The sequence below is a fragment of the Streptomyces lincolnensis genome, assembly GCF_001685355.1.
In the GTDB taxonomy this organism is placed as follows: Bacteria; Actinomycetota; Actinomycetes; order Streptomycetales; family Streptomycetaceae; genus Streptomyces; species Streptomyces lincolnensis.
Window position 1 is genome coordinate 483,072 of record NZ_CP016438.1, and the last position, 23,813, is coordinate 506,884.

Genomic DNA, 23,813 nt, shown 5'->3' on the forward strand with positions numbered 1-23,813 from the left:
GGGCCGAGGGGCCGCCCCGTGACGATCGACGGGTGTCCAAGAACCGAGCCATCACGCTGATGTCCCTGGGGCATGCCTGTGTGGACGTCTATCAGGGGGCGGTCGCCGCCCTGGTGCCCTTCTTCGTCGCCGAGCGCGCCTACACCTACGCCGCCGCCTCGGCGGTCGTCCTGGCGGCGTCCTTGGTCTCGTCGGTGGTGCAGCCGCTGTTCGGCGCGCTCACCGACCGGTGGGCGATGCCCTGGCTGCTGCCGGTGAGCGCGCTGGCCGCGGGAGCCGGCGTCGCGGCGAGCGGGGTGGGCGGCTCCCCCGCGCTCACCCTGGCCGCGGTCGCCGTGTCGGGGGTCGGGGTCGCCGCCTACCACCCGGAGGCGGCCCGGGCTGCCCGGGCGGCCGCGGACCGGGGAGGGGGCGGGGGCAACACGGGGATGGGCTGGTTCGCCCTCGGCGGCAACGTCGGTTTCGCCCTCGCACCGCTGCTCGTGGCCGCCGTCGTCGGGACCGGCGGCCTGGGCGCCTCTCCCCTGCTGGTCGTCCCCGCCGTGGTCGGCGCAGTGCTGTGCGCGGCGGCGACGCGTGCGACGAAGGCCCGCGTCGAGGCCGGCCCGAGGGCCGGGGCCGTCGGCTCCGACGACTGGGGGTCGTTCCTGCGGCTGTCCGGCGCCCTGGTCTGCCGGTCGATCGTCTTCGTCGGGATGAGTGCCTTCGTCCCTTTGTACGTCCGTGAGCGGACCGGCGGCGGTGACGTGGCCGGGACGGTCGCGCTGTGCGTGCTCTATGCCGGGGGCGCGGTGGGCACGCTGGCCGGGGGGCGGCTGGCCGACCGGTACGGCCGGGTGGCGGTGGTGCGCTGGTCGTACACGCTGACCGTGCTCGCCGTGGCCGCGGTGGTGCTGGTCCCCGGCCCTGCCGTCCTTCTGTTCGTGGCGCTCACGTCCGCCGGGCTGTACGTCCCCTTCGCTGCACGTGACGCTCGGCCAGGATTTCCTGCCCCGGCGGGTGGGGACCGCGAGCGGTGTGACTCTGGGGCTGGCGGTGAGTGTCGGGGGGCTCGTCGCGCCGGCGCTCGGGGCGCTGGCCGACGCGACGTCGCTGCGGACGGCTCTCGTCCCGCTGGTGGCCCTGCCCGCTCTGGGGCGGCTGCTGCTGTGCGGGCTGCGCGAGCCGGTCCCGCCCGGGGAGCCGGGGCCGGCCCCTCTTCCGCGCGCGGCCTCGGCGTGAGGGGCCTCAGGCCTTGGACGCCGGGGCGGTGGGCTGCTGTTCGGTGTCCTCCTCGGTGGCGTGGGCGAGGAAGTCGTCGACCATGCGGTGGAAGAGGGTGGCCAGCTGCCGCAGTTCCTCGGGGGACCAGTCGGCCAGGGCCATCTGCATGCCGCGGGTACCGGCGTCGCGGACGCGGGCTATGGCCTGCTCGCCGGCACCGGTGAGCTCGATGCGCTGGGCCCGGCGGTCGTGAGGGTCGGGGACGCGGGTGACGTAGCCGGACCTCTCCAGCTGCTGCACGGTGCGGGTGACGTGGGAGGCCTCCACGCCCAGGCGGTTGGCCAGCTCGCCCGGCCGCATCGGTTCGGAGTCGGCGACCTGGCGCAGCAGTGCCACGGCGGCACGGTCGAGCGGGACCTGGGCCAGGGCCATCAGCCGGTCGTGCTGCCGGGCCCGGGTGCTCAGGTAGGTGATGCGGGTGAGCGCCCGCTCGATCTCGGTGACTTCCGGGGACGCGGGCCCGTCGGGGAGCGGTGGTGTGGACATGGGAGCCACGTTACCATCTTGTTGCGTAACTCAAGTAACTTACCGTTTCACGTTGACGCGCCCTGCCGCACCGGGAGGGTATCGGCCCGGTCCCGGCGGGGCCGGGCCGATACCCGAGCACGCTCACGAAACCTCGGTCACCGGAACCTCCGTGCGCACGGCGTCCTGCCAGGCCGCGCGCCCCGCGATGGCCTGGCGCCACCGGCGGATCGCCTTGGGCGGCATGCCGACGGCGAGGACGCCGGTGAGGCGGTCGCCGGTGCGGTACGCGGCGACGAACCGGCGGTCCGCCATGCCCCCTTCCACCACGGCGACTTCGTCATGGCCTCGGAGGTAGCCGTATGCCTGGACCTTCATGTCGTACTGGTCGGACCAGAAGTACGGCACCGGCGCGAAGGGTCTGCCCGCGTCGGGGGCGAGGAGGTTGCGGGCGGCGGCCATGCCCTGTTCGGCGGCGTTGGTGCGGTGCTCGATCCGCATCGAGGTGCCGAACAGCGGGTTGTGCCAGCGGGCGACGTCACCGGCGGCATAGACGCCCTGGGCGGCCGCGCAGTACTCGTCGCACACCACCCCGTCCCCCACGGTGAGGCCGCTGCCCGCCAGCCACTCGGTGTTGGGCAGGGAGCCGACGGCGACCAACACCTCGTCGGCATCGACGAGTTCACCGTCCGCGAGCCGTACCCCGTCCTCGGTCACCTCGGTCACGGCGACCCCGCAGCGCAGGTTCACACCCCGCTCCCGGTGGGCGCGCGTCAGGATCTCGCCGACCTCGGCGCCGACGGCGTGGGCCAGCGGCACCGGGGCGGGTTCGAGGAGCGTGACCTCGCAGCCGAGCCGCCAGGCGACGGCGGCGGCCTCCGCGCCGAGGAACCCGGCGCCCACCACGACCAGCCGCCGCCCCGGAGTGAGCCGCTCCCGCAGGGCGAGCGCGTCCCCGATGCCGCGCAGGACGTGCGCGCCCTCGCCGGGCAGCCGACGCGGCCGGACTCCGGTGGCCACGATCAGCCCGTCGTACGGCAGGGCGGACCCGTCGGCCAACTCCACCGTGCGGCCGGTGAGTTCGAGGCCGGTGGCCGCGACGCCGAGCCGCAGGTCGAGGTTGAGTGCGGCCAGGGCGTCGGCGGTGCGCAGGGCCAGCCGCTCGGGCTCCCACTCCGCGGCCAGGACCTGCTTCGACAGGGGCGGACGGTCGTAGGGCGCCAGCGGCTCGTCGCCGACGAGGGTGAGCGTGCCGTCGTAGCCCTCCCGGCGGAGGGTCTCGGCCGCCGCGAGTCCGGCGGCCGAGGCACCGACGACGACGATCCGCCTCACTGCTCGACCAGCCGGATGGCGGCGGCCGGGCAGACCGCGACGGCCTCCTTGACGTCGTCGAGGAGTTCGACGGCGGGTTCGTCCGCCAGCAGGATCGCGATGCCGTCGTCGTCCTGGTCGAAGACGTCCATCGCGGCGAGCACGCACTGCCCGGAGGCGACGCACTTGTCGGCTTCCAGCTCCACCTTCATGGGGATTCCCTTCTTCACACGTGTTCTGGGTCGTTCGCGCGGCGGCAGGCCGTCACCAGGAGACGGGCAGTTCGTGCACGCCGTAGATGAACGCGTCGTTCTTGAAGCGGACGTCCTCCAGGGCGCAGGCGAGCTTGAGGGTGGGGATGCGCTTGTAGAGGGTGCCGTAGACGACCTGGAGTTCCATGCGGGCCAGGGGCTGACCGAGGCACTGGTGGACGCCGAAGCCGAAGGCGACGTGGCGGCGGGCGTCGCGGGTGAGGTCGAGCCGGTCGGGGTCGGGGAACACCTCGGGGTCGCGGTTGGCGATCTCGTTGGCCATGATGACGCCCTCGCCGGCCCTGACGAGCCGGCCACCGATCTCGATGTCCTCGGTGACCGCGCGACGCCGTCCCAGGTGGGTGATGTGCAGGTAGCGCAGCAGTTCCTCGACCGCGCCCGCGACGAACTTCGGGTCGTCGCTCTCGCGCAGCAGGGCGAGCTGGTCGGGGTTCTGGAGGAGGGCGAGGGTGCCGAGGGCGATCATGTTCGCGGTGGTCTCGTGGCCCGCGATCAGCAGGAGCAGCGCCATCTCCGTGGCCTGCCGGTGGTCGATCTCGCCGGCCGTGACGCGCCCGGCGATGCCGGACAGCAGATCGTCCCTGGGCTCGGCGAGCCGCTTGCCGATGAGGGTGGCCAGGTACCCGGCGACCTCCCGGCTCGCCTGCCCCCGCTGCTCGGGGGTGGCGTCCCGGTGGACCATGGTCTTGGTGTTGTCCTGGAAGAAGGCGTGGTCGTCGTAGGGCACGCCGAGCAGTTCGCAGATCACCAGCGACGGGATCGGCAGGGCGAACTCCTCCACGAGGTCCACCGGCCCCGGCCTGCCGAGCATTCCGTCGATGAGGTCGTCCACGATCTTCTGTACGGCGGGCCGCAGGGCCTCCACCCGTTTGATGGCGAACGGCGCCGTCACCATCCGGCGCAGCCGGGCGTGTTCGGGGTCGTCCATCATGATGAAGCTGAGCTTGCCCTCGCCGCCCTCGGGCGAGGCCTTGGTCGGGTAGCCGGGGCTGTCGGTGTCGGCGCTGACCCGGGGGTCGCCGAGGAGGGCGCGCTGGTCGGCGTATTTGGTCACGAGCCACGGCTCGCTGCCGTCCCACAGCCGCACCTTCGTCAGCGGCGCCTTCTCCTGGAGGTCCTTCAGCGCGGGCGGCGGGTCGAAGGGGCAGCGGGCCTGCCGGGGCATCGGGAACTCGGGGAGGGAGTCCGGTGACTCGGGCACGGGTCCGGCCAGGGTGTCGGCCATGATTCTCCTCGGTGGTGGGGGCTCCGCTCGACGGGCGGGGCGCCGGGGTGAAGTGGTCGAGGCCTCGATGAGCACATGCAAACAGAGGGGGCTGACGCCTTCCGGTCAGTTTCCTGACAGAAGGCTGACGTGACCCGGATCACAGGCGCGTCGGGGCAGCCACCTGCCCTGTCGCGTAAGGGAGTTGGGAAAACCGGGCACCGCGCGGCGCGGCAGGTCAGCGCTCGGCTTCGGCGAGCCCGAGCCAGTAGCCGAATCCTCGGCGAGTGTGAATCAGACCGGGCGCGTCATGGTCCACCTTGCGCCGCAGCCGGGAGACGAGCTGCTCGATGGCGTTGTCGCCGCGGTGGTCGCCCCAGACGTAGCGGCCGATCTGCTCCTTGGAGAGCACCCGGTGCGCGTTGACGAGGAGGTGGCGCAGCAGCCGGTACTCGGCGGGTGTCAGGTCCAGGACCCGGGTGCCGCGGCGGGCCTCGCACCGGGTGTCGTCCAGGACCAGGTCGCGGTAGCCGAGTGCGCCGTCGCGCGGACGTCCGGGGTGCGCGCCCCGCAGCAGGACCTGCACCCGGGCCAGCACCTCGGCCACCCGGAAGGGCTTGGTGACGTAGTCCCGCTCCCCCAGGCCCAGTTCGGGCACGAGTTCGTCCAGGGAGTCGTACTCGGTGAGAACGAGCACCGGGGGGCGATGGGCCACGACGGGCCGTTCCCTGCCCAGGCTCACCATGTCCGGCAGCGCCGCGTCGACGACCACCAGGTCGAACCGCTGTTCCGCGAGGCGCTCAAGGGCCTCACTTCCGGCGCCGACCAGCGTGGTGCGGTATCCCGCCAACTCCAGGGTGGTGGAGAGGAGTTCGGCGATGCCCGGCTCCCCGACGAGGAGCAGGAGGCGTTGACCGGCCCCCCGGGCGAGTGCCGGTTTCGTTCGGGCGCCACTGCCGTACATGCGCTCCACCCTACCGTCCGCTTGCCTAACTCAACTAATTTCCCGGGGGTGCGGTCAGGGGCGTCGGGGTGACCGGCGCCAGCCACATGCCGATGACGGCGTCCACCAGTCCGGTGGCCGTGTCGGCCCAGTTGGAGCGGGGGGTGGGGGTGTTCTCGGCGAGCGCGCGTTCCCGCTCGGCGCACACGTGCACGATCAGATGACGTGCCATGTCGCCGCGCTCGACGCGCACCTCGTCGGGGAGTTCGGGCAGAGACCGCCGCAGACCGTCGACGATCTGCCGCAGGGACGGGGAGGAGAGCGCCTCCTCGGCCATGACCTGCCGCAGCGCCGGATCGGTCATCACCTGCGCGCAGAACCGCGCGTACCAGGTGGGGCTGCCCAGCGCCCCGAGATGTTCGGGAACCGGGCGCACCAGGCAGTCCACCCAGTCGCGTACGTCGGTGGAGTCGCCGGTGGCGGCGAGGAGCCGCGCGCGGATCTCCTCGATGCGTGCCGCGCGCTTGCGGATGATCGCGCGGACCAGGTCGGTCTTGGTGCCGAAGTGGTAGCCGACCGCCGCGTTGTTGCCCTGTCCGGCGGCCTCGCTGACCTGGCGGTTGGAGACCGTGTACACGCCGCGCTCGGCGAACAGCCGCTCCGCCGCGGTCAGGATCAGCTCCCGTGTCGCGCCGACCTGTTCCGCACGTGCCGTCCTGCCGGCCATGACCACCACCGCTTCGGGGCTGGGGCGACCCCGCGCCGGCCAGCCCCTGGAGCCGCCACGGGTCCGCCGGCCGGCGGCGGGTTCCGGTGACCGAAGCCTACGCAGGCAGGCGGGGCCACTAAGCTAAGTCAGTCGACTGCTTTAATTCTTGCACGTCTCGCTCTCTCTCGCGCCCGCATTCCCCACGCGCCACGCCCTGGAGGCTCCGCATGTCCGACGCCCCTGCCGCACCCGCCGACAGCGGCGGTGCCGCGCCGCCGAGGCCGAACGCCGTGGTAGCGGTGCTGGCCTTCGCCGGAATCGTCGTGGCGCTGATGCAGACCCTGGTCATCCCGATCGTGCCGGAGCTGCCGCGTCTGCTCGCCGCCCCGGCCTCCGACACCGCCTGGGCGGTCACCGCGACCCTGCTGGCGGCGGCGGTGGCCACCCCGGTGGTGGGACGTCTCGGCGACATGTTCGGCAAGCGCCGCATGCTGTTGATCAGTGTCGTGATGCTGGTGGCCGGCTCGGTGGTGTGCGCGCTCAGCGACACCCTGGTCCCGATGATCGTCGGCCGGCTGCTCCAGGGGCTCGCCTCGGGTGTGATCCCGCTGGGCATCAGCATCATGCGCGACGAGCTGCCCGCCGAGCGGCTGGCCGGTTCGACCGCGCTGATGAGTGCCTCCCTGGGGGTCGGCGGCGCGCTCGGGCTGCCCACGGCCGCGTTGATCGCCGATCACTTCGACTGGCACGTGCTGTTCTGGGCCTCCGCCGCCATGGGGGTGATCGCCTTCGCGCTCGTCGTGGCCTTCGTACCGGAGTCCCGGGTGCGCACCGGGGGCCGGTTCGACGGGGTGGGCGCCCTCGGCATGGCGGTCGGGCTGGTCTGTCTGCTGCTGGCCGTCTCCAAGGGCGCCGACTGGGGCTGGAGCAGCGGCACCACGCTCGGCCTGTTCGCCGCCGCCGTGGTCGTCCTGCTGGCCTGGGGCGTCTTCGAACTGCGCACCGCGCAGCCGCTGGTGGACCTGCGCACCACGGCCCGACGTCAGGTCCTGGTCACCAACCTGGCCTCGGTGGCGATGGGCTTCTCCATGTTCGCGATGTCCCTGGTCCTGCCGCAGCTGCTCCAGCTGCCCGAGCAGACCGGCTACGGCCTGGGCAGGTCCATGCTGACGGCCGGCCTGGTGATGGCACCCTCCGGTCTGGTGATGATGGCCACCGCCCCGCTCTCCGCGGCCGTGTCCAGGGCCAAGGGCCCCAAGGTGACCCTGATGATCGGTGCGGTGATCGTGGCCTGCGGCTACGGCCTCGGCCTCGTACTGATGTCGCAGGTGTGGCAGCTGACGCTGATCTCCTGCGTGATCGGCGCCGGCATCGGCTTCACCTACGGTTCGATGCCCGCCCTGATCATGGCCGCCGTGCCGGCGAACGAGACGGCGGCGGCCAACAGCCTCAACACCCTGATGCGGTCCATCGGCACGTCGATGGCCAGCGCCCTCGCCGGGGTCGTCCTGTCGCAGATGACCATCAGCCTGGGTGGCTACGCCCTGCCCTCCGAGAACGGTTTCAGGACCGTCATGGCCATCGGCGCCGGGGCCGCGCTGCTCGCCTGCGCCATCGCCTCCTTCATCCCCCGGCAGCGGACCTCCGTCGAGGCCGCCGAGGCTCCCGCGTCCGGGGAACCGGCCGTCGCGAAGTAGGTACCGGTCGTCGACGACGGCCTCCGAAAGGCGGCCGTCGTACCCGGGGAGGAGACACCCTCCCCGGGCGTACTGCGTTCTCAGTAGTCCCGATCACCGGCACACGCAGGACGACAGCACGTTCCGGACCGGGAAGACTGGGACGGTGGGCCGGTCACCGCCCGGCGGGCGGCTCCGAGGTCACCATCCGGCTCCCGTCGTACCCCGCCCGCCCCGTGACCCCCAGGAACGGACGCCATGCCCATCCGCGTGCTGCTCGCCGACGACCAGGCCCTGCTGCGGGCCACCTTCCGGATCCTGCTCGACTCCTGCGACGACATGGAGGTGGTCGCCGAGGCCACCGACGGCGCGGAGGCCGTCGACCTGGCGCGGCTGCACCGTCCCGATCTCGTCCTCATGGACATCCGGATGCCGGGGACGGACGGTCTGACCGCCACGTCGGTGATCTGCTCGGACCCGGACCTGTCGAGCACCCGCGTGCTGATCCTGACCACGTTCGAGATCGACGAGTACGTCGCTCAGGCCCTGCGGTCCGGCGCGAGCGGCTTCCTCGGCAAGGACGTCACCGCCGACGCGCTCCTGGCGGGGATCCGCACGGTGGCCGCCGGCGACTCGCTGCTCTCCCCCGGCGCCACCCGCACCCTGATCACGCGTTTCCTGGCCGCCCCCGGTCTCGGAACCCGCCTGGCCGCGTCGGAGGACCTCGCCGCCCTGACCACCCGGGAGCGCGAGGTGATGACCTGGGTGGCCGAGGGCCATTCCAACGACGAGATCGCCGAGAAGCTGTTCGTCAGCCCGCTGACCGTGCGCACCCATGTGCACCGCGCGATGACCAAACTGGGCGCCCGCGACCGGGCCCAGCTGGTCGTGATGGCCTACCAGACGGGACTGGCGCAGGCCCTGCCGCCCGGTACGGCGTAGTCCTACGGCGTCGGGCCCGACCCGCCCCGACCGGCGGACAGCTTCTCCAGCCACTGCTGGAGCAGGGCCGACTCCGCCGGGGTGAACGCCGGGGGCACGTCCGCGCGCAGGCGGGCGGCGAGCGTGGCGGCGGCGACGGGGACCGGGGCCTGCCCGTCGGAGGCGGGGGCGCCGGTGGCGTCGGCCGGGTCGGTGGGGCGGGTCAGCGAGTCGATCACCGCGTCGCGCAGCCGTGCGGAGAACCGCGGGTCGGGATACTGCTCGGGCCGGGTGAGCAGGGACAGCGCCGCCCCGACGTTGGCCGACATGATCACCTGGGTGGCGAGGACGGGCGGCATGGTCAGCCGGCCGGCGGCGGCGCAGCGTTCCAGGATCGCGTGCAGCAGGGCGTGCGCCTCCTGCGCGGCGGCGGGTGGGACGGTCAGACCGGGTGAGTACATCAGGCGGTAGTGGTTGGGGTGCTCCAGCGCGAACCGCGTGTGGTTGTCCCAGCCCTTCTTCAGGTCCGCCACCGGGTCCTTGCCGGGACGGGCCGCCCGCTTGGAGGCGAGGTACCGCTCGAATCCCCGGTCCACGACGGCAGCCAGCAGCCCCGCCTTGTCGCCGAAGATCCGGTAGAGCATCGGCGCCCCGACGCCGGCCGCCTCGCACACGGCCCGTGTGGACACATCGGCCACCGGCGCCTCGGCCAGCAGCGCGGTGGTCGCTTCCAGGATCTTCTCCCTCGCATCCATGCCCTCACCGTACGGCATTCGTAGCGTCGATACGAATCGAGGGTAACGTCGCTACGAATCCGTGTTATCGTCGATACGAGATGAACGTAACGTCGATATCAGGGGTGCAGTCATGACCACTCAGTCCTCCACGACCCCGCGCGTGGCGCTCGTGACCGGCGGATCGCGCGGCATCGGACGGCAGATCACCCGGCAGCTCGCCGCCGACGGGTTCGCCGTCGCCGTCGGGTACGCGGGCAACAAGGAAGCCGCCGAGGAGGTCGTGCGCGAGATCGAGGCCGCGGGCGGTGCCGCCTTCGCCGCCGGGGCGGACGTCGCCGAGGAGGCGGAGGTCGCCGCCGTCTTCGATCTCGCGGAGGCCCGGTACGGCGGGATCGACGCCGTGGTGCACGCCGCGGGCCGGATGCCGCTCTCCCCGATCGCGGAGCTCGACCTCGCCGAGCTGGACTCGCTGTACCGCACGAACATCCGCGGCACGTTCGTCGTCGACCAGCAGGCCGCGCGCCGGCTCCGACCGGGCGGCGCGCTCGTCAACTTCTCCAGCTCGATCGTCGGCCTCGCCTTCCCCGGATACGGCGCCTACGCCGCGAGCAAGGGCGCGGTCGAGGCACTGACCCTGGTCCTCGCCCGCGAGCTGCGCGGCCGGGACGTCACGGTGAACACGGTGGCGCCCGGCCCCACGGCCACGGAGCTCTTCCTCGACGGCAAGGACGAGGAGACCGTCGCCCGTCTGGCCGCGCAGCCGCCACTGGAGCGTCTGGGGACCCCCGAGGACATCGCCTCGGTCGTGTCGTTCCTGGTCGGCCCGGCCGGCCGCTGGGTCAACGGCCAGGTGCTGCGCGCCAACGGCGGCATCATCTGACCGCACACCCACACCGCCCCCGCGCGAGAGGTCCGTTCAGGGGAAACCGCCGGGGCGCCGGCGTGAGACGGGGCGGGCCCGTCGACAACTGACCCGTGAACCTCCCGCTGATCCCTCCCATGCTGGCCACGCCGGGCACTCTCCCGCCCCTGCCTCAGGACGCGCGCTGGGCGTACGAGACGAAGCAGGACGGCCAGCGGGTCGTCCTCTACGCCGCCGGCGACGGCAGCCTGGTCCTGCGCGCCCGGTCGGGGGAGGTCGTCACCGGGGCCTACCCCGAACTGCTGCCGCTGGGCGCCGCACTCGGCGCCACCCCGGCCGTCCTCGACGGGGAGGTGCTGGCGCCGGACGAACAAGGGCGTGCCGACTTCCAGTTGCTCCAGTCCCGCATGGGCCTGGTCCAGGCACCCGGCAGGGCGGCTCGCCGGGCGGCCGAACTCCCCGTGCACCTGGTGCTGTTCGACGTCCTGCACCTGGGGCAGCACCCCCTGCTCCGGCTCCCCTACGTCCGACGCCGTGCGCTGCTGGAGGAACTGGCCCTGACCGGCCCCCACTGGTCGACGCCTGCCGCGCTGGTCGGTCACGGCGAGCAGGCCCTGCGCGCCACCCGGGAACACGGTCTGGAGGGCCTGGTCTGCAAGCGGCTGGACTCGGTGTACGAGCCCGGGGTGCGCTCGCGGGCCTGGATCAAGATCCGGAACATGCACAGCGAGGACGTCGTCGTGGGCGGCTGGCTGCCCGGCAAGGGGCGGCTGACCGGTCTGCCGGGCGCCGTCCTGGTCGGCCAGCGCGCCGCCGGGCGCCTGCGCTACGTCGGCGGTGTGGGCACCGGCTGGAGCGAGGCGGAACGGCACCGGCTCGCCGCGCTGCTGGGAGCCGTCGGGAGCGACGTGTGTCCCTTCGACCCCGTGCCTCCGGTACCTGGGGCGCGGTGGGTGCTGCCCCGGCTGGTGGGCGAGGTCCGCTACAGCACCCGCACGCGGGCCGGGATGCTGAGGCAGCCGTCCTGGCTGCGGCTGCGCCCGGACCTCGCACCGGAGGAGTCCTCGGCCGACCTGCCGGACGATCTCGTCTGAGGCGCGAAGATCCAACTGTTGGGGAACCCGTAACCGGAGAGACGCCCACAACCTCTTGGCGTGGACATGGAAACAAGGGAAGCTGAACCTCCCCTTCCCCTCCAGCCATTGGGCTGCGCCCGCACAAGAGGAGGACGCAGTGGCGTCACCGTCGTTCAAGGCACACCGCAGGAGATGGCTCACCGGCCTGGCCGGCGCCGCCGCGCTCGTCATCGCCTTCCCCACCGCCGCCTTCGCGGCCCCGCCGCAGGCTCTGCCGGCCAACGCCGAGACCGCGGAGAAGACGTACCAGCCGGCCTTCGACTACGACACCGACGGGTGCTACCCCACCCCCGCCATCGGACCCGACGGCACGATCAACGGCGGCCTCAACCCGACCGGTTCACTCAGCGGCGACTGCCGTGACGCCTCGGACCTGGACAACACCAACAGCTACTCGCGCTACAAGTGCAACAACGGCTGGTGCGCCTACATGTACGGCCTGTACTTCGAGAAGGACCAGGCCATCGCCGGCAGCAGCATCGGCGGCCACCGGCACGACTTCGAACACGTCGTCGTCTGGGTGCAGAACGGCACGATCCAGTACGTGTCGACGTCCAACCACGGCTCGTTCACCGTCACGGCCGCGTCCGGGGTCCGCTTCGACGGCACCCACGCGAAGATCGTCTACCACAAGGACGGCGCGAGCACGCACTGCTTCCGCCTGGCCAATTCCAATGACGAGCCGCCGGAGAACCACAAGGGAACCTGGCAGTACCCGCCGCTGGTCGGCTGGAACGGCTACCCGTCGGGGCTGCGCGACAAGCTGAGCGCGTACGACTTCGGCAGCGCCAACTTCGGCCTGAAGGACGCCAACTTCGCGAACCACCTGTCGCTGGCGAAGCCCTCGGGGATCACGTTCGACCCGAACGCCTGACCTCCGGACGCCCGAAGATCGGTCGCGGGACCTAGGACCTTGAAGTCCACGGTTTCCGTCCCGCGCCCGATCCCGGCCCGCCGGACGCGTCATAGCGTCCCGTTCATGGAAACGAGCAGCACGAGCGGACAGCTCGAAGAAGCCCTGGAACGCCTGCACGCCTCCGGCCCTGAACGAGGGGGCTGGCTGTCCAACCACGCTCCCATGGTGGTGGAGTCGCTGGCAGCGCACGGGCAGGCGGGCGCGGTGCATCGCTGGGTGGACCTCTACCGGGACAAGCTGGAGGACTTCCCCGACCGCGTCGCCCCCGTCACGGACGACAACTGGCCCTCCGCGCTGGGGGATCCCCGCCGGATCGCCGACTGGACCGACCACTTCTCCCGCGCGCTCGCCGAGCGCCCCTGGCGGAGCGTCCTCGCCCAGTGGTGGCCGCGTCTGCTGCCCGGGCTGTACGGCGGCGCCACGCACACCGTCATCCGCGTCGGGCACGCCGTACGGGCCCTGGAGAGCGGCGAGAACGCCCCGCGGATCACCGAACTCGCCCACGCGCTCGGCTACTGGGCGGCCCGGCACCAGCCCGTGACCGGCATCGCACCGCTCCCCGGCGCGCCGTCGGCCACCGCGTCCCTGGACGCCGTACCCGCGATCGAGGCGGGGCACATGGGATTCCGCGACCGTCTGGGCGCGGTGCGCCGGCTGCCCGTGTGGGGCGAGGACGTCATCGACCCGGAGACCGCCAGGGACCGGCTCACCGAACTCGTCCGTGCCGCGACCCACCGCTACGCCACCCACGGTCACGGCGAGCCGACCATGCTCGTGCACGCGGCCACCGCGCCCAACGCCGTGCTGCGCGCGCTGGGGTCACTGCCCCGGGAGCTGTGGGCGCCGAGTCTGCGGGCGGCCTGGTCGGCGTCCGCGGCGGTGACCGCGATGTACGCGCCCGCGGAGCCGGTGGCGTACACGCCGCCCGCGCGTCTGACGGCCGAGGAGGTCATGGAACGGGCCCTGGCCCACGGCGACGAGCACGTCATCAAACTCACCGACACGGCCCTGGACGTCGGCGACGACCGGGCGCTGGCCGCCGCGCTCCGCTCCGTCGAGATGAGCGAGCCGTTGGCCTGAGCCGGATACACGGTGGACGCCACACGGTCCGACGTTCCAGGATGGCCGAATGGATCATCATGAGAACCTGCCCGCCGCCGTGGACACGGAGGCGCTGCTCGCCCTGGCCGACTCCCATCACGCCCGTCCCGCCCGGCCGTTGGGCACCCGGGACACCGCCGGCCACCTGGTCAAGGTGTACGCGATCCAGGCCCCCGGCCGCACGGTGTCCGAGCAGGACGCCGAGGCCGCGCTGCGGATCGCCGGGGCGCATCTGGAACTCGGGCGGCTGCGGGGCACCCTCGGGCTCGCCGTGCTGATCGTGCACGCGGGCGGCGACGGCGACTACGTGCTGGTGCACACCTGGATCGAGGGGGACATGTCGGACCTGGCGATCTTCGCCGGTCCGAGGGGCAAGCCCGACGCGCTGCGTCCCGGCCGGGCCGGTCTGACGCCCTGCGTGTGGGAGGCGGCCGTGCTCGCGCACGAGCGGGACGCGTTCTCCCGGCAGGTGCTCGACGGCACCGGTCCCCTCACCGAGCGTCTCGCCGCCTGGAGCACGGACACCGTCGAGGGCGACGTCCGGTGAGCGACGCTCCCCTCGTCCGCCGCGCCGAGCCCGCCGACCTGCCCCGGGTGGCCGAACTCGCCGCCCTGCACGCGCAGTACGAACGGGCCGCACCGCCCGCCGAGGACCTCGCCACCCGCCTGGCCGCGCTGCTCTTCGGCACTCCGGCAGACAGTCCGGCACCCCGCCTGCGCTGCCTGGTGGCCCAACTGCCCGGCGGCGAGATCGTCGGATACGCCACCTGCGCGCCCGAGGTCTCCACCTGGGGCGCGTGCGAGTACCTGCACATGGACTGCCTGTTCCTGGTCCCCGGCCACCGCGGTCTCGGCGTGGGAGGCCTCCTCATGGACGCGGTGCTCGCCGAGGCCCGCGACCTCGGCCTCACCGAGATCCAGTGGAACACCCCCACGTGGAACGAGGGCGCGATCCGCTTCTACGACCGTCTCGGCGCCCACGCGAAGGAGAAGCTGCGGTACAGCCTCCCGGTGGAGGGCTGAAAGGGGTTGCCCTGCGGGGCGGAGAGGAGGTAGTGCACGAAGGCACGCGTGGAAGGACTATCGTGTCCGCATGTCCGTGCCCGAACTGATCCGCATCGTCTCCCGCGACTCGCCCATGGCACTCGCCCAAGTGGAGCGCGTCCGTGCCGAGTTGGCGGCCCTGCACCCGGAGATCCGTACCGAGGTCGTACCGGTGAAGACGACCGGTGACAAGTGGATGGGCGATCTGTCCCAGGTCGAGGGCAAGGGTGCCTTCACCAAGGAGGTCGACGCCGCGCTGCTGGCCGGTGAGGCCGATCTCGCGGTGCACTGCGTCAAGGACGTGCCCGCCGACCGGCCGCTCCCGGCGGGCACGACGTTCGCCGCGTTCCTGGAGCGGGACGACATCCGCGACGCCCTGATCCATCCGGGCGGGCTCACCCTGGACGAGCTGCCGGCGGGGACCCGTATCGGCACCTCCTCGGTGCGCCGGATCGCCCAGCTGGCCGCCACCCACCCTCACCTGGAGTGCGTGCCCTTCCGCGGCAACGCCAACCGGCGGCTGGAGAAGCTGGCGGCCGGCGAGGCGGACGCGCTGCTGCTCGCCGTGTCCGGCCTGGAGCGCATCGACCGGCGTGACGTGATCAGCGAGATCCTCTCCCCCGAGACGATGATGCCGCCCATCGGCGCGGGCATCCTGGCGCTCCAGTGCCGCGAGGGCGACACCGAGGTCATCGACACGGTCAGCGCGCTCGGCCACCCCAAGACCCATCGCGAGGCGACCGCGGAGCGCATGTTCCTGCACGTCCTCCAGGGCCACTGCAACAGCCCGATCGCGGGCTACGCGCACGTGGACCGCAGCGGCGAACTGTCCCTGCGCGCCTGCGTCTTCACCCCCGACGGCAAGACCCGTCTCAACGCCCACGAGTGGGCGGGCCGCCTCGACCCGGCCACACTCGGCACATCGGTCGCCGTGGCGCTGCTGCGCCAGGGCGCGCGCGAGATCATCGACGGGATCCCGCACTAGGCCCTGTCCGGCGGATCAGGTCGTATGCGGGAAACGGCGCCTTGTCAGGCCGTGCCCTCTTCGGCCTGGTCGCGCAGGAAGTTGCTCACCTGGAGGGCGAGGTTGTCGCGCACCACGCCGGTGCCGACGGCCCCCTCGTCCAGGCCGATGCCGCCCGCCCACAGCCGGCGGTCGGCCCAGTCGTCGTCGACCCGCAGCTGGATCTGGACGTCCACGTGGGTCAGGGACGTCTCCGGTCCGGCCGCGTACAGCACGGCGGTCGCCCGGCGCAGCGGGTAGACGTCGAAGCCCTCGATGAACTGGGAGTTGCGCCAGTCGATGAAGGCGCTCTCCCCCTCGGGACCGATCCGCACGTCGATCTGGCCGTCCTCGAGATGGACGGTGAAGGGCCCGCCTCCCCGGTTCTCGACAGTGACCCGGAGCCGGAAATACGTGAGCCCCTCGGCGGCGTCGTCGCGTCCGCGGGGTGGCTCGGCGGCCTCCAGACGGTGGACGCGGACACGCAGACCGGCATGCTCGTCGTACTCCTGCCAGTCCCCGACCACGTTCGGCTCGTACACAGTGCACCTCTTCGACCTCAGAGAGCTGCTTCCTATCTTTGTGCTCAGCACACTGTCAAATGAGCAGAATGCGCTGTGGCCAGCCCATTCGCCCCCTTGATCGGTGATCAAGCGCTGCGCAGGAAGAATCCGCCGACCGGGCGGACGGCCCGGTTCGTCCGCGTGCCGCACATCACTTTTCGGCCGCCCTCCCCGACCACCGGTCAACGCGCCAGCCGGCCCAGGAGACGAGAGGCCGCGGCGATGCCCAGCGCGGCCGCCACGAACAGCACCGCGAAGTCCAGTGCCAGGTGCGCGGGCGTGCCCAGGAGCAGCCCGCGCAGGGCGTCGACCTGATAGCTGAGCGGGTTCACCTTGCTGACCGTCCGGAGCCAGTCCGGCATGACGGACAGCGGGTAGAGGGCGTTGGAGCCGAAGAACAGCGGCATGGTGATGGCCTGGCCGATGCCCATCAGGCGGTCCCGGCTGAGCACGATGCCGGCGATGGTCATCGACAGGCAGGAGAAGAAGGCCGATCCGAGGATCACGATCCCCGCGACGGCGAGGAGTTTGAGCGGGTTCCAGGTCAGGGCCACACCGAGGAGCGCGGCGATCACGATCACGACGACGGCCTGGATCAGTGACTTCACTCCGGCCGCGAACGCCTTGCCGGTGATGAGCGCCGAGCGCGGAGTCGGCGTGACCAGCAGCTTGTTGAGGATGCCGGCGTCCCGCTCCCAGATGATCTGGATGCCGTAGAAGATGGCGATGAACATCGCGGACTGGGCGATGATTCCGGGGGCCAGATAGTCGACGTAGGGGATGCCCTCGGTGGGGATCGCCTTGATGCGGGTGAAGGTCTGGCCGAAGATCAGCAGCCACAGGGCCGGTTGGACGGCGCGGGTGTACAACTCGGTGCGGTCGTGGCGCAGCTTCTGGAGTTCGACGGCGCACATGGCCACGACCCGGGCGGGGAGCAGCCGCCAGCCCGCGCGCGGTCGGGGCGGCTGCACGAGGAGGTTCGTGCGCTGCTCGCGGGCGCGGTCAGCCGACGCGGCCTGCGGTGCGGCGGGTGCTTCGGACATCGCGGAAGTCTCCTGACTCGTCGTCGAGGCCGCTGCCCGCGATGTCGCGGAAGACGTCCTCCAGCGTGGGCAGCGGGTCCGTGGCCGCCGCGCCGGCGGCGCGCCTGCGCTCGCCGAGCCCCTGCCTGAGCCGGACCGGGGTGCCCAGCGCGCGGATGCGGCCGTGGTGCATCAGGCCGACGCGGTCGCAGTACTGGTCGGCCTCGTCCATGTAGTGGGTGGTCACCAGGACCGTCATGCCGGTGGCGGCGCGCACGGCGTTGATGTGCTCCCAGACACCGGTGCGGGCGATCGGGTCGAGCCCGATCGTGGGTTCGTCGAGGATCAGCAGGCGGGGTGCGCTGACCAGTGCCTGCGCGAGTTCGAGGCGGCGGACCATGCCGCCGGAGTAGGTGCCGACGAGCCGGTCGGCGGCCGCGGTGAGGTCGACCGCGGCCAGGGCCTGGCCGACGCGTTCGGCGCGTTCCTTGCGGGCCACGTCGAAGACCCTGGCGAACAGGGCGACGTTCTCCCGGCCGGTGAGGCTCTGGTCGGCGGAGAGCTGCTGCGGCACATAGCCCAGCAGCCGCCGTACGGCCATGGCGTCCTCGGCGGTGTCGCGGCCGAAGACGCGGACCATGCCCGCCGGAACCGGCAGCAGGGTGGTGATGCAGCGGATGGCGGTGGTCTTGCCGGCACCGTTGGGGCCGAGCAACCCGAAGACCTCGCCCTCGTGCACGGTCAGATCGAGCCTGTCGACGGCGGTGGTGTCGCCGAAGGTGTGGGTGAGGCCCGTGCAGCTGACGGCTTCCCCGGCGTCCGGCGTCATGAGTCCTCGGCCTCCTCGTGCAGGTTGACGGCGAGTTCGCGCAGGGCCGGCAGGGCGGCGCGCAGGGCTTCCCGGTCCGCCTCGTCCAGGCGGGCCAGCTGGCGTGAGACGAGGTCGGCGCGGCGCCTGCGCCACTCGCTCAGCCGGGCTTCGGCGGCGGGGGTGGGCAGCAGCAGCGCGGCCCGCCGGTCGGCGGGATCGGTCTCGCGGGTCAGATAGCCCTCCCGGGCCAGCTGGTTGACCAGCGTGGAGACCGAATTGCCCGCCAGGTACAGCTCCTTGGCGGCCTCCGAGATACGGATGCCCGGCCGGGTCACGACGAGGCGCAGCAGTTCCACCTCGGCCCCCCGCAGCCGCGGGTCGGGCATCTGCGGGCGCAGGCGGCGCCGGATCAGCCGCTGGACTCCGACAAGGGCGTCGGCCAGCTCCTCGGGAAAGGTCTCTGGTTCCACACCTCGACATTAGCTCTGTAACAGAGGTAACGAACCCAAGGGAAGGTCAAGGTCGTTACTCACGCGCCGCATGCCATTGAATCCATAAAGTAGCTTTTGCCCATATTTGTTTGAGGGGATCGGCTTCGGGAATCTGCTGAATGTGCTTCGGACAGGAGGCACGTCCGTGGGAAACCGAGCGGCCGGCCCCCGGCTCCTCCGTCAGGCCGGCGCCCGCGCCTCCCCCGGTGTCCGTCCATCCAGCACCTGCTGAGGGAGGCGCGCACCATGCCAGTCACCGGCAGGACGAAGCCACACCCGCACGATGACGCCCCCGACACCGCCGCGGATTTCCGCCGGCTCGCAGGGCTGCCCGAGGGCCCGGAACGCAAGGCCCTGCGGGACGAGCTGGTCGAGATCTGGCTGCCGATGGCCGAGCGCATCGCCGTCCGTTTCCGCGGTCGCGGCGAGAGCCTGGAGGATCTGTACCAGGTGGCCGCGCTCGGACTCGTGAAGGCCGTCGACCACTACGACCCCGCACGCGGCTGCGCCTTCGAGGCGTACGCCGTGCCGACCGTCACCGGCGAGATCAAGCGGCACTTCCGCGACCACATGTGGACCCTGCACGTCCCGCGCCGGGTCCAGGACCTGCGCAACCGGGCACGGCAGGCCATCAAGGAGCTGTCCCAGACGACACCGGGACGCGCCCCCACCGTGGCCGAGATCGCCGCGTACGCCCGGATGACCGAGGAGGAGGCACGCACCGGCCTGGAGGCCCTGGAGTGCTTCTCCGCGCTGTCCCTGGAGGCCGAGATGCCGGGCACCGACGGGTACGCCCTGGGCGACGCGCTCGGCGGTCCGGATCCCGGGTTCGACACCGTCGTCGACCGGGTCGCCGTCGCACCGTGCCTTCAGGCGCTGCCCGAGCGCGAGCGCACCATCCTCTACCTGCGGTTCTTCGGCGGCATGACGCAGAGCCGCATCGCCGAGCAGCTCGGCATCTCGCAGATGCACGTCTCCCGGCTGCTCAGCGGCTGCTTCGACCGGCTGCGCGAGGAGATCCTGACCGAGGCCCGCTGAGCGGGCCGCAGAAGCCGAAGGCGGTGCCCGGCACGCTTTGGTCCTGTCACTCGTTCGGGTAAGGGTCACGGGGCGGACGGCGCACGGGCCACCGTTTCGGCACCGTCCCAGGGGTACTCGGCAGGCGCCCCGAGCGGTTCCGGCCGGACACTGGTACCAGGGCCTGTGCCCCCGGCCGACGAGAGCAGGACATCACTTCATGAATCACGACGCGCGACCCCCCAGTGCCACGACGGACGTCCTGTCCACGCATTCCGTGTTCGGCGCCCCCTGCTGGGTGAGCCTGACCAGCCGCGACCTGGAGACCACGGAGGCGTTCTACGGAGCCGTGCTGGGCTGGCAGTGGCAGCCGGCCATGCTCGGCGACCGCTTCCGGATCGCGCTGGCGGACGGGACACCGGCGGCCGGGATCGCCGCGGTGGCCACCATGTGGCAGATGGCGGTGGCCTGGACGCCCTACTTCGCCGTCCCCAGCGCGGACGAGGCCGTGGCCCGGGCCCAGGAACGGGGCGGCACCGCCGCGGTCGGGCCGCTGTCCTTCCCGCCCGGACGGGCGGCGCTGCTGGCCGACCGGGACGGCGCGACCTTCGGCATCTGGGAGGGCGAGCTCTTCGCCGACTGGGAGGCCTGGCGCGAGGCGCAGCCGGCCTTCATCAAGCTCCACACCCGCGACGCCTTCGACGCCGCCATCTTCTACGGCGAGATCCTCGACTGGGCGTCGGAGCACCCGGGCTGCTGCGAGGTCCACTACGAGGGCGGCGAGGTCGTGCTGCGCAGCCGCGGCGACATCGTGGCCCGGATCGAGTCGGGGGCGCTGGGCTCGGCTCCCGATCCGTCGATCCGGCCGCACTGGCAGGTCCACTTCGCGGTGGCGGACGTGGCGGCCTGCACCAGGGCCGCGGAGATGCACGGCGGGAGCGTGCTGTCCAAGGGCAGCGACGAGGCCGTCCTGCGCGACCCGGACGGCGCGCAGTTCACGGTGACCTCGCGCCGCCGGCGCTGAACCGCCGCGGACCCCGGTCTTCAGGCCGGCGGTGTCGTCAGCCGGCAGCGCGTGAGGGCCGTGACAGCAGCACCAGGCTGCGCGCCTCGACCGTCATCCGCGTACCCGCCTTGTGCTCCGCCTCGTCGGCGCCCTGCGGCTCGGCGGTGTCGATCAGCGTCGTCCAGCGTTCGCCGTAGGCGGTGTCCGGCAGGCGGAACTCCACCGGCTCCCAGTGACTGTTGAACAGGAGCAGGAAGGAGTCGTCCACGAGGGGGCGGCCGCACGGGTCGGGTTCGGCGATGGCGTCCCCGTTGAGGAAGACGCCGACCGCGTACGCCTCGGAGCGCTGCCAGTCCTCCTCGGCCATCTCGCGCGCGTCCGGCAGCAGCCACACCAGGTCGGGCAGCGGCTGGCCCGCGTGCGTCACGGTCTGGCCGCGGAAGAAGCGGCGCCGGCGCAGGACCGGGTGGGCGGCGCGCAGGGCGATCACGTACCGGGTGAACCCGGCGAGGTCGCGCTGCTCCTCGGTCAGCCGCCAGTCGATCCAGGAGATGTCGTTGTCCTGGCAGTAGGCGTTGTTGTTGCCGCGCTGGGTGCGGCCCAGTTCGTCGCCGTGGCAGAGCATCGGGATGCCCTGCGAGAGCAGCAGGGTGGCCAGCAGGTTGCGCTGCTGGCGGGCGCGCAGGTCGAGGACCGCCGGGTCGTCGCTCTCGCCCTCGGCCCCGCAGTTCCAGGACCGGTTGTGGCTCTCGCCGTCCCGGTTGCCCTCGCCGTTGGCTTCGTTGTGCTTGTCGTTGTACGACACGAGGTCGCGCAGGGTGAACCCGTCGTGCGCGGTGACGAAGTTGACGCTCGCGCGGGGGCGGCGCCGGCTGTGCTGGTAGAGGTCGGCGGAGCCGGTCAGCCGGGAGGCGAACTCGCCGAGTGTGCCCGGCTCCGCCCGCCAGAAGTCCCGTACGGCGTCCCGGTACTTGCCGTTCCACTCCGACCACAGCGGCGGGAAGTTGCCCACCTGGTAGCCGCCCTCGCCGACGTCCCACGGCTCGGCGATCAGCTTGACGCGGCTGATCACCGGATCCTGCTGGATCAGGTCGAAGAACGCCGACAGCCGGTCCACCTCGTGGAACTGCCGGGCGAGCGTGGCCGCGAGGTCGAAGCGGAAGCCGTCGACGTGCATCTCGGTGACCCAGTAGCGCAGCGAGTCCATGATCAGCTGGAGGACGTACGGGTGCCGCATCAGCAGGCTGTTGCCGGTGCCGGTGGTGTCGTAGTAGTGCCCCCAGTCGCCGTCGACCAGGCGGTAGTAGGAGGCGTTGTCGATGCCGCGGAAGGAGAGCGTGGGGCCCTTCTCGTTGCCCTCGGCCGTGTGGTTGTAGACGACGTCGAGAATGACTTCGAGGCCGGCCGCGTGCAGCGCCTTCACCATCGCCTTGAACTCGGTGACCTGCCGGCCGCGGCTGCCGTCGGCGGCGTAGGCGTTGTGCGGCGCGAAGAAGCCGATCGTGTTGTAGCCCCAGTAGTTGGACAGGCCCCGGCCCTGCAACACGCCGTCCTGCACGAACTGGTGCACCGGCATCAGCTCAACAGCGGTCACGCCGAGCGAGGTGAGGTGGTCGATCACCGCCGGATGGGCGAGACCGGCGTAGGTGCCGCGCAGCTCGGGCGGCACCTGCGGGTGGGTGCGGGTGAGTCCGCGGACGTGGGCCTCGTAGATCACGCTGTCGGCGTACGGCCGTCCGAGCGGTTGGTCGTCGCCCCAGTCGAAGGCCGGGTCGGTGACGACGCCCAGCATGGTGTGTCCCGCGCTGTCGGACCGGGACGGGCCGTCGGCCGCGCGCTCGAAGAGCGAGGCGTGGTTGTCGATCTGCCCGTCCACCGCTCGGGCGTACGGGTCCAGCAGCAGCTTCTTCGGATTGCACCGGTGCCCTAGAGAGGGCTGCCAAGGGCCGTGCACCCGGTAGCCGTACCGCTGTCCCGGTCCTACGCCGGGCAGGTAGCAGTGCCAGACGAACCCGTCGACCTCGGCCATCGGGACGTGGCGGTGGGTGCCGTCGTCGTCCACCAGGACCAGGTCGACGTGTTCGGCGACCTCGCTGAACAGGGCGAAGTTGGTGCCCTCGCCGTCGTGGACGGCGCCCAACGGGTAGGGGCGCCCGCTCCACGCGGGCACCCCTTTCCGGCTGCGTCGCCCGGTCACCGGGCGCCCTGAAGGACGCCGTCCGGCGCGCTCTCGGGTGCGGCCAGCGCCGCCACGTGGACTTCGCGCGGCACCTGGAGCACCTCGCGCAGGTGCGGCGCGGGCGCCATCGGCACCAGCGGGACACGCTCGCCGGCGCGGGCGCGCTGCGAGAACCAGATGACCTTGCTGCCGGTGTCCGTGGCGCAGCAGCCCCAGCCGTCGCTCATCGCGGCGATCCGGCTGAGACAGGCGCGCAGGTCCTGGTCCGGGCGCAGGTCGCGGTCGTTGTCCCCGACAGCGGTGATCAGATGCTGGCCGTTCCACCACATCTCGATCGACGTGTTCTTGTCCGTGGCGTGCTCGTCGATGGCCGTCAGCAGCATCTCGGCGCCGCGGCAGACGGGCTCGACCAGGATCTCCAGGTCCCAGTACCTGAGGTGAGCGGCCAGGATGCGCCTGACCTGCCCGACCCGCTCCGGGCTGACCTCGACGTCGAGGTGGTAGTAGCAGGGCACTGCGGTCTTCATCGTCGTTGGCTCCTCACCGGCGAAGCTCTCGCTCCTCCTCGCCCCCTGCGGGGCACGGGCCCCGGACACGAAGCGTGAGCACTGATCGCTTCTGAGTCATCTCAACTGTGCGAGGGCTACGCCATTCGTGCAACACGAGCGACCAACGAGGTGAACGAGGTGGTTGAAGCCCCAACAAGACGCTGAGTCGTTACGCGTGCACCATGTGTGAAGACCTCGATGCCCGTCACCGATCCGTGCGTGTCCGCGCGCGGACACGCACAGCTCCGTAACGGGCAGGACAGCCGCGATCGAGCCCTGGAGGGTGAACCGCACGATGCTGCTACCGGCCAAAGCCGAAGTGGCCCGCCAACTGCGGCGGTACCGGGCGTGGGAACGCATGATGCTCGCCGCCCCCACCGACCGCAGGATCCGGGCCACTTTCGAGGATTCGGGCTACACCCTCTGCGTGCTGATGGGGAAGCGGTGTGCGCGCGAGGCCGCGAACGCCGCCGAGCGCTATCTGCGGACCACTCTCGTCGCCTACCTCCAGGAGGAGGGCGATCGGCCGGGCCCGCGCCCGGTGACCAGACGCGGGCCGCCGGCCTCTGATCGGCGGTCCCCCGCGGGGAGGTAGACACCTTCCGGCGCAGCT

General features: G+C 71.9%; 25 protein-coding genes and 1 pseudogene. 13 read left to right on the forward strand and 13 right to left on the reverse strand.

What is annotated here, in order from left to right:
- The first annotated feature begins 59 nt into the window (after nucleotides 1-59).
- Nucleotides 60-1,221: pseudogene (locus SLINC_RS02200) on the forward strand (MFS transporter).
- A gap of 6 nt (nucleotides 1,222-1,227) precedes the next feature.
- Here SLINC_RS02200 and SLINC_RS02205 read toward each other — a convergent pair.
- From SLINC_RS02205 to SLINC_RS02230, 6 genes are all read right to left on the reverse strand, one after another.
- On the reverse strand, nucleotides 1,228-1,749 hold the full coding sequence (locus SLINC_RS02205) for a MarR family winged helix-turn-helix transcriptional regulator (protein WP_067426030.1): 522 nt from the start codon (nucleotides 1,747-1,749) through the stop codon (nucleotides 1,228-1,230).
- Between the two features lie 123 nt (nucleotides 1,750-1,872).
- Entirely contained in the window at nucleotides 1,873-3,060 is a 1,188-nt protein-coding gene (locus tag SLINC_RS02210) for an NAD(P)/FAD-dependent oxidoreductase (protein WP_067426032.1), read from the reverse strand.
- Nucleotides 3,057-3,251 (reverse strand): ferredoxin, encoded by a 195-nt coding sequence (locus SLINC_RS02215; protein ID WP_067426034.1) that lies wholly within the window; start codon nucleotides 3,249-3,251, stop codon nucleotides 3,057-3,059. The genes SLINC_RS02210 and SLINC_RS02215 overlap by 4 nt, the downstream gene beginning before the upstream one ends.
- A gap of 52 nt (nucleotides 3,252-3,303) precedes the next feature.
- The gene (locus SLINC_RS02220) at nucleotides 3,304-4,536 is read right to left on the reverse strand and encodes a cytochrome P450 (protein WP_067426036.1); all 1,233 of its coding nucleotides are present in this window, start codon (nucleotides 4,534-4,536) and stop codon (nucleotides 3,304-3,306) included.
- A 217-nt stretch (nucleotides 4,537-4,753) separates the two neighbouring features.
- Complete coding sequence (locus SLINC_RS02225) at nucleotides 4,754-5,479, reverse strand: response regulator transcription factor (protein ID WP_067426038.1); 726 nt, start codon at nucleotides 5,477-5,479, stop codon at nucleotides 4,754-4,756.
- Nucleotides 5,480-5,513: 34 nt separating this feature from the next.
- A complete protein-coding gene (locus tag SLINC_RS02230; RefSeq protein ID WP_067426040.1) occupies nucleotides 5,514-6,185 on the reverse strand; it encodes a TetR/AcrR family transcriptional regulator in 672 nt (223 codons plus the stop codon).
- Nucleotides 6,186-6,394: 209 nt separating this feature from the next.
- Here SLINC_RS02230 and SLINC_RS02235 point away from each other — a divergent pair, with 209 nt between their 5' ends.
- Nucleotides 6,395-7,864, forward strand: coding sequence for an MFS transporter (locus SLINC_RS02235; protein ID WP_067426043.1), 1,470 nt, complete (start codon nucleotides 6,395-6,397; stop codon nucleotides 7,862-7,864).
- 237 nt (nucleotides 7,865-8,101) lie between these two features.
- Nucleotides 8,102-8,785 carry a response regulator gene (locus SLINC_RS02240; RefSeq protein ID WP_067426045.1) on the forward strand — a complete coding sequence of 228 codons (684 nt, stop codon included), beginning with the start codon at nucleotides 8,102-8,104 and terminating at the stop codon, nucleotides 8,783-8,785.
- 2 nt (nucleotides 8,786-8,787) lie between these two features.
- Here the strand turns inward: SLINC_RS02240 and SLINC_RS02245 are convergent, their stop codons facing one another.
- The gene (locus tag SLINC_RS02245; protein ID WP_067444835.1) at nucleotides 8,788-9,519 is read right to left on the reverse strand and encodes a TetR/AcrR family transcriptional regulator; all 732 of its coding nucleotides are present in this window, start codon (nucleotides 9,517-9,519) and stop codon (nucleotides 8,788-8,790) included.
- 112 nt (nucleotides 9,520-9,631) lie between these two features.
- Here SLINC_RS02245 and SLINC_RS02250 point away from each other — a divergent pair, with 112 nt between their 5' ends.
- The 7 genes from SLINC_RS02250 (at nucleotide 9,632) to hemC (ending at nucleotide 15,545) form a co-directional block, all read left to right on the forward strand.
- Nucleotides 9,632-10,381 carry an SDR family oxidoreductase gene (locus tag SLINC_RS02250; RefSeq protein WP_067426047.1) on the forward strand — a complete coding sequence of 250 codons (750 nt, stop codon included), beginning with the start codon at nucleotides 9,632-9,634 and terminating at the stop codon, nucleotides 10,379-10,381.
- Nucleotides 10,382-10,476: 95 nt separating this feature from the next.
- Nucleotides 10,477-11,457 carry an ATP-dependent DNA ligase gene (locus SLINC_RS02255; protein ID WP_067426049.1) on the forward strand — a complete coding sequence of 327 codons (981 nt, stop codon included), beginning with the start codon at nucleotides 10,477-10,479 and terminating at the stop codon, nucleotides 11,455-11,457.
- Nucleotides 11,458-11,596: 139 nt separating this feature from the next.
- The gene (locus SLINC_RS02260) at nucleotides 11,597-12,373 is read left to right on the forward strand and encodes an NPP1 family protein (RefSeq protein WP_067426051.1); all 777 of its coding nucleotides are present in this window, start codon (nucleotides 11,597-11,599) and stop codon (nucleotides 12,371-12,373) included.
- A gap of 105 nt (nucleotides 12,374-12,478) precedes the next feature.
- A complete protein-coding gene (locus tag SLINC_RS02265) occupies nucleotides 12,479-13,495 on the forward strand; it encodes a questin oxidase family protein (protein ID WP_067426053.1) in 1,017 nt (338 codons plus the stop codon).
- 49 nt (nucleotides 13,496-13,544) lie between these two features.
- Nucleotides 13,545-14,063 (forward strand): hypothetical protein, encoded by a 519-nt coding sequence (locus SLINC_RS02270; RefSeq protein ID WP_067426055.1) that lies wholly within the window; start codon nucleotides 13,545-13,547, stop codon nucleotides 14,061-14,063.
- On the forward strand, nucleotides 14,060-14,539 hold the full coding sequence (locus tag SLINC_RS02275) for a GNAT family N-acetyltransferase (protein WP_067426057.1): 480 nt from the start codon (nucleotides 14,060-14,062) through the stop codon (nucleotides 14,537-14,539). The genes SLINC_RS02270 and SLINC_RS02275 overlap by 4 nt, the downstream gene beginning before the upstream one ends.
- A 70-nt stretch (nucleotides 14,540-14,609) precedes the next feature.
- The gene (gene hemC, locus SLINC_RS02280) at nucleotides 14,610-15,545 is read left to right on the forward strand and encodes a hydroxymethylbilane synthase (protein ID WP_067426059.1); all 936 of its coding nucleotides are present in this window, start codon (nucleotides 14,610-14,612) and stop codon (nucleotides 15,543-15,545) included.
- Nucleotides 15,546-15,589: 44 nt separating this feature from the next.
- On the opposite strand, the gene SLINC_RS02285 is transcribed toward hemC, so the two are convergent.
- From SLINC_RS02285 to SLINC_RS02300, 4 genes are all read right to left on the reverse strand, one after another.
- Nucleotides 15,590-16,105 (reverse strand): hypothetical protein, encoded by a 516-nt coding sequence (locus SLINC_RS02285; RefSeq protein WP_067426061.1) that lies wholly within the window; start codon nucleotides 16,103-16,105, stop codon nucleotides 15,590-15,592.
- Nucleotides 16,106-16,308: 203 nt separating this feature from the next.
- Nucleotides 16,309-17,169, reverse strand: coding sequence for an ABC transporter permease (locus SLINC_RS02290; protein ID WP_067426064.1), 861 nt, complete (start codon nucleotides 17,167-17,169; stop codon nucleotides 16,309-16,311).
- Nucleotides 17,129-17,977: an ABC transporter ATP-binding protein gene (locus SLINC_RS02295; protein WP_067426066.1), complete on the reverse strand. Its 849-nt coding sequence runs from the start codon at nucleotides 17,975-17,977 to the stop codon at nucleotides 17,129-17,131. Before SLINC_RS02295 ends, SLINC_RS02290 begins: the two co-directional genes overlap by 41 nt.
- Nucleotides 17,974-18,429: a MarR family winged helix-turn-helix transcriptional regulator gene (locus tag SLINC_RS02300; protein WP_067426069.1), complete on the reverse strand. Its 456-nt coding sequence runs from the start codon at nucleotides 18,427-18,429 to the stop codon at nucleotides 17,974-17,976. The genes SLINC_RS02295 and SLINC_RS02300 overlap by 4 nt, the downstream gene beginning before the upstream one ends.
- A 267-nt stretch (nucleotides 18,430-18,696) precedes the next feature.
- Here SLINC_RS02300 and SLINC_RS02305 point away from each other — a divergent pair, with 267 nt between their 5' ends.
- Together SLINC_RS02305 and SLINC_RS02310 are read left to right on the forward strand one after the other, a co-directional pair.
- Nucleotides 18,697-19,488: an RNA polymerase sigma factor SigF gene (locus tag SLINC_RS02305; protein WP_067426071.1), complete on the forward strand. Its 792-nt coding sequence runs from the start codon at nucleotides 18,697-18,699 to the stop codon at nucleotides 19,486-19,488.
- Between the two features lie 199 nt (nucleotides 19,489-19,687).
- Nucleotides 19,688-20,491, forward strand: coding sequence for a VOC family protein (locus SLINC_RS02310; RefSeq protein ID WP_067426074.1), 804 nt, complete (start codon nucleotides 19,688-19,690; stop codon nucleotides 20,489-20,491).
- Between the two features lie 37 nt (nucleotides 20,492-20,528).
- Here the strand turns inward: SLINC_RS02310 and glgX are convergent, their stop codons facing one another.
- A complete protein-coding gene (gene glgX / locus SLINC_RS02315; RefSeq protein ID WP_067426077.1) occupies nucleotides 20,529-22,643 on the reverse strand; it encodes a glycogen debranching protein GlgX in 2,115 nt (704 codons plus the stop codon).
- Nucleotides 22,644-22,666: 23 nt separating this feature from the next.
- Nucleotides 22,667-23,179, reverse strand: a complete 513-nt coding sequence (locus SLINC_RS02320; RefSeq protein WP_067426079.1) for a pep a2 — start codon at nucleotides 23,177-23,179, stop codon at nucleotides 22,667-22,669.
- A 316-nt stretch (nucleotides 23,180-23,495) separates the two neighbouring features.
- On the opposite strand from SLINC_RS02320, the gene SLINC_RS02325 reads away from it, so the two are divergent.
- Nucleotides 23,496-23,795, forward strand: a complete 300-nt coding sequence (locus SLINC_RS02325) for a DUF5133 domain-containing protein (protein ID WP_067426085.1) — start codon at nucleotides 23,496-23,498, stop codon at nucleotides 23,793-23,795.
- Nucleotides 23,796-23,813: the final 18 nt, after the last annotated feature.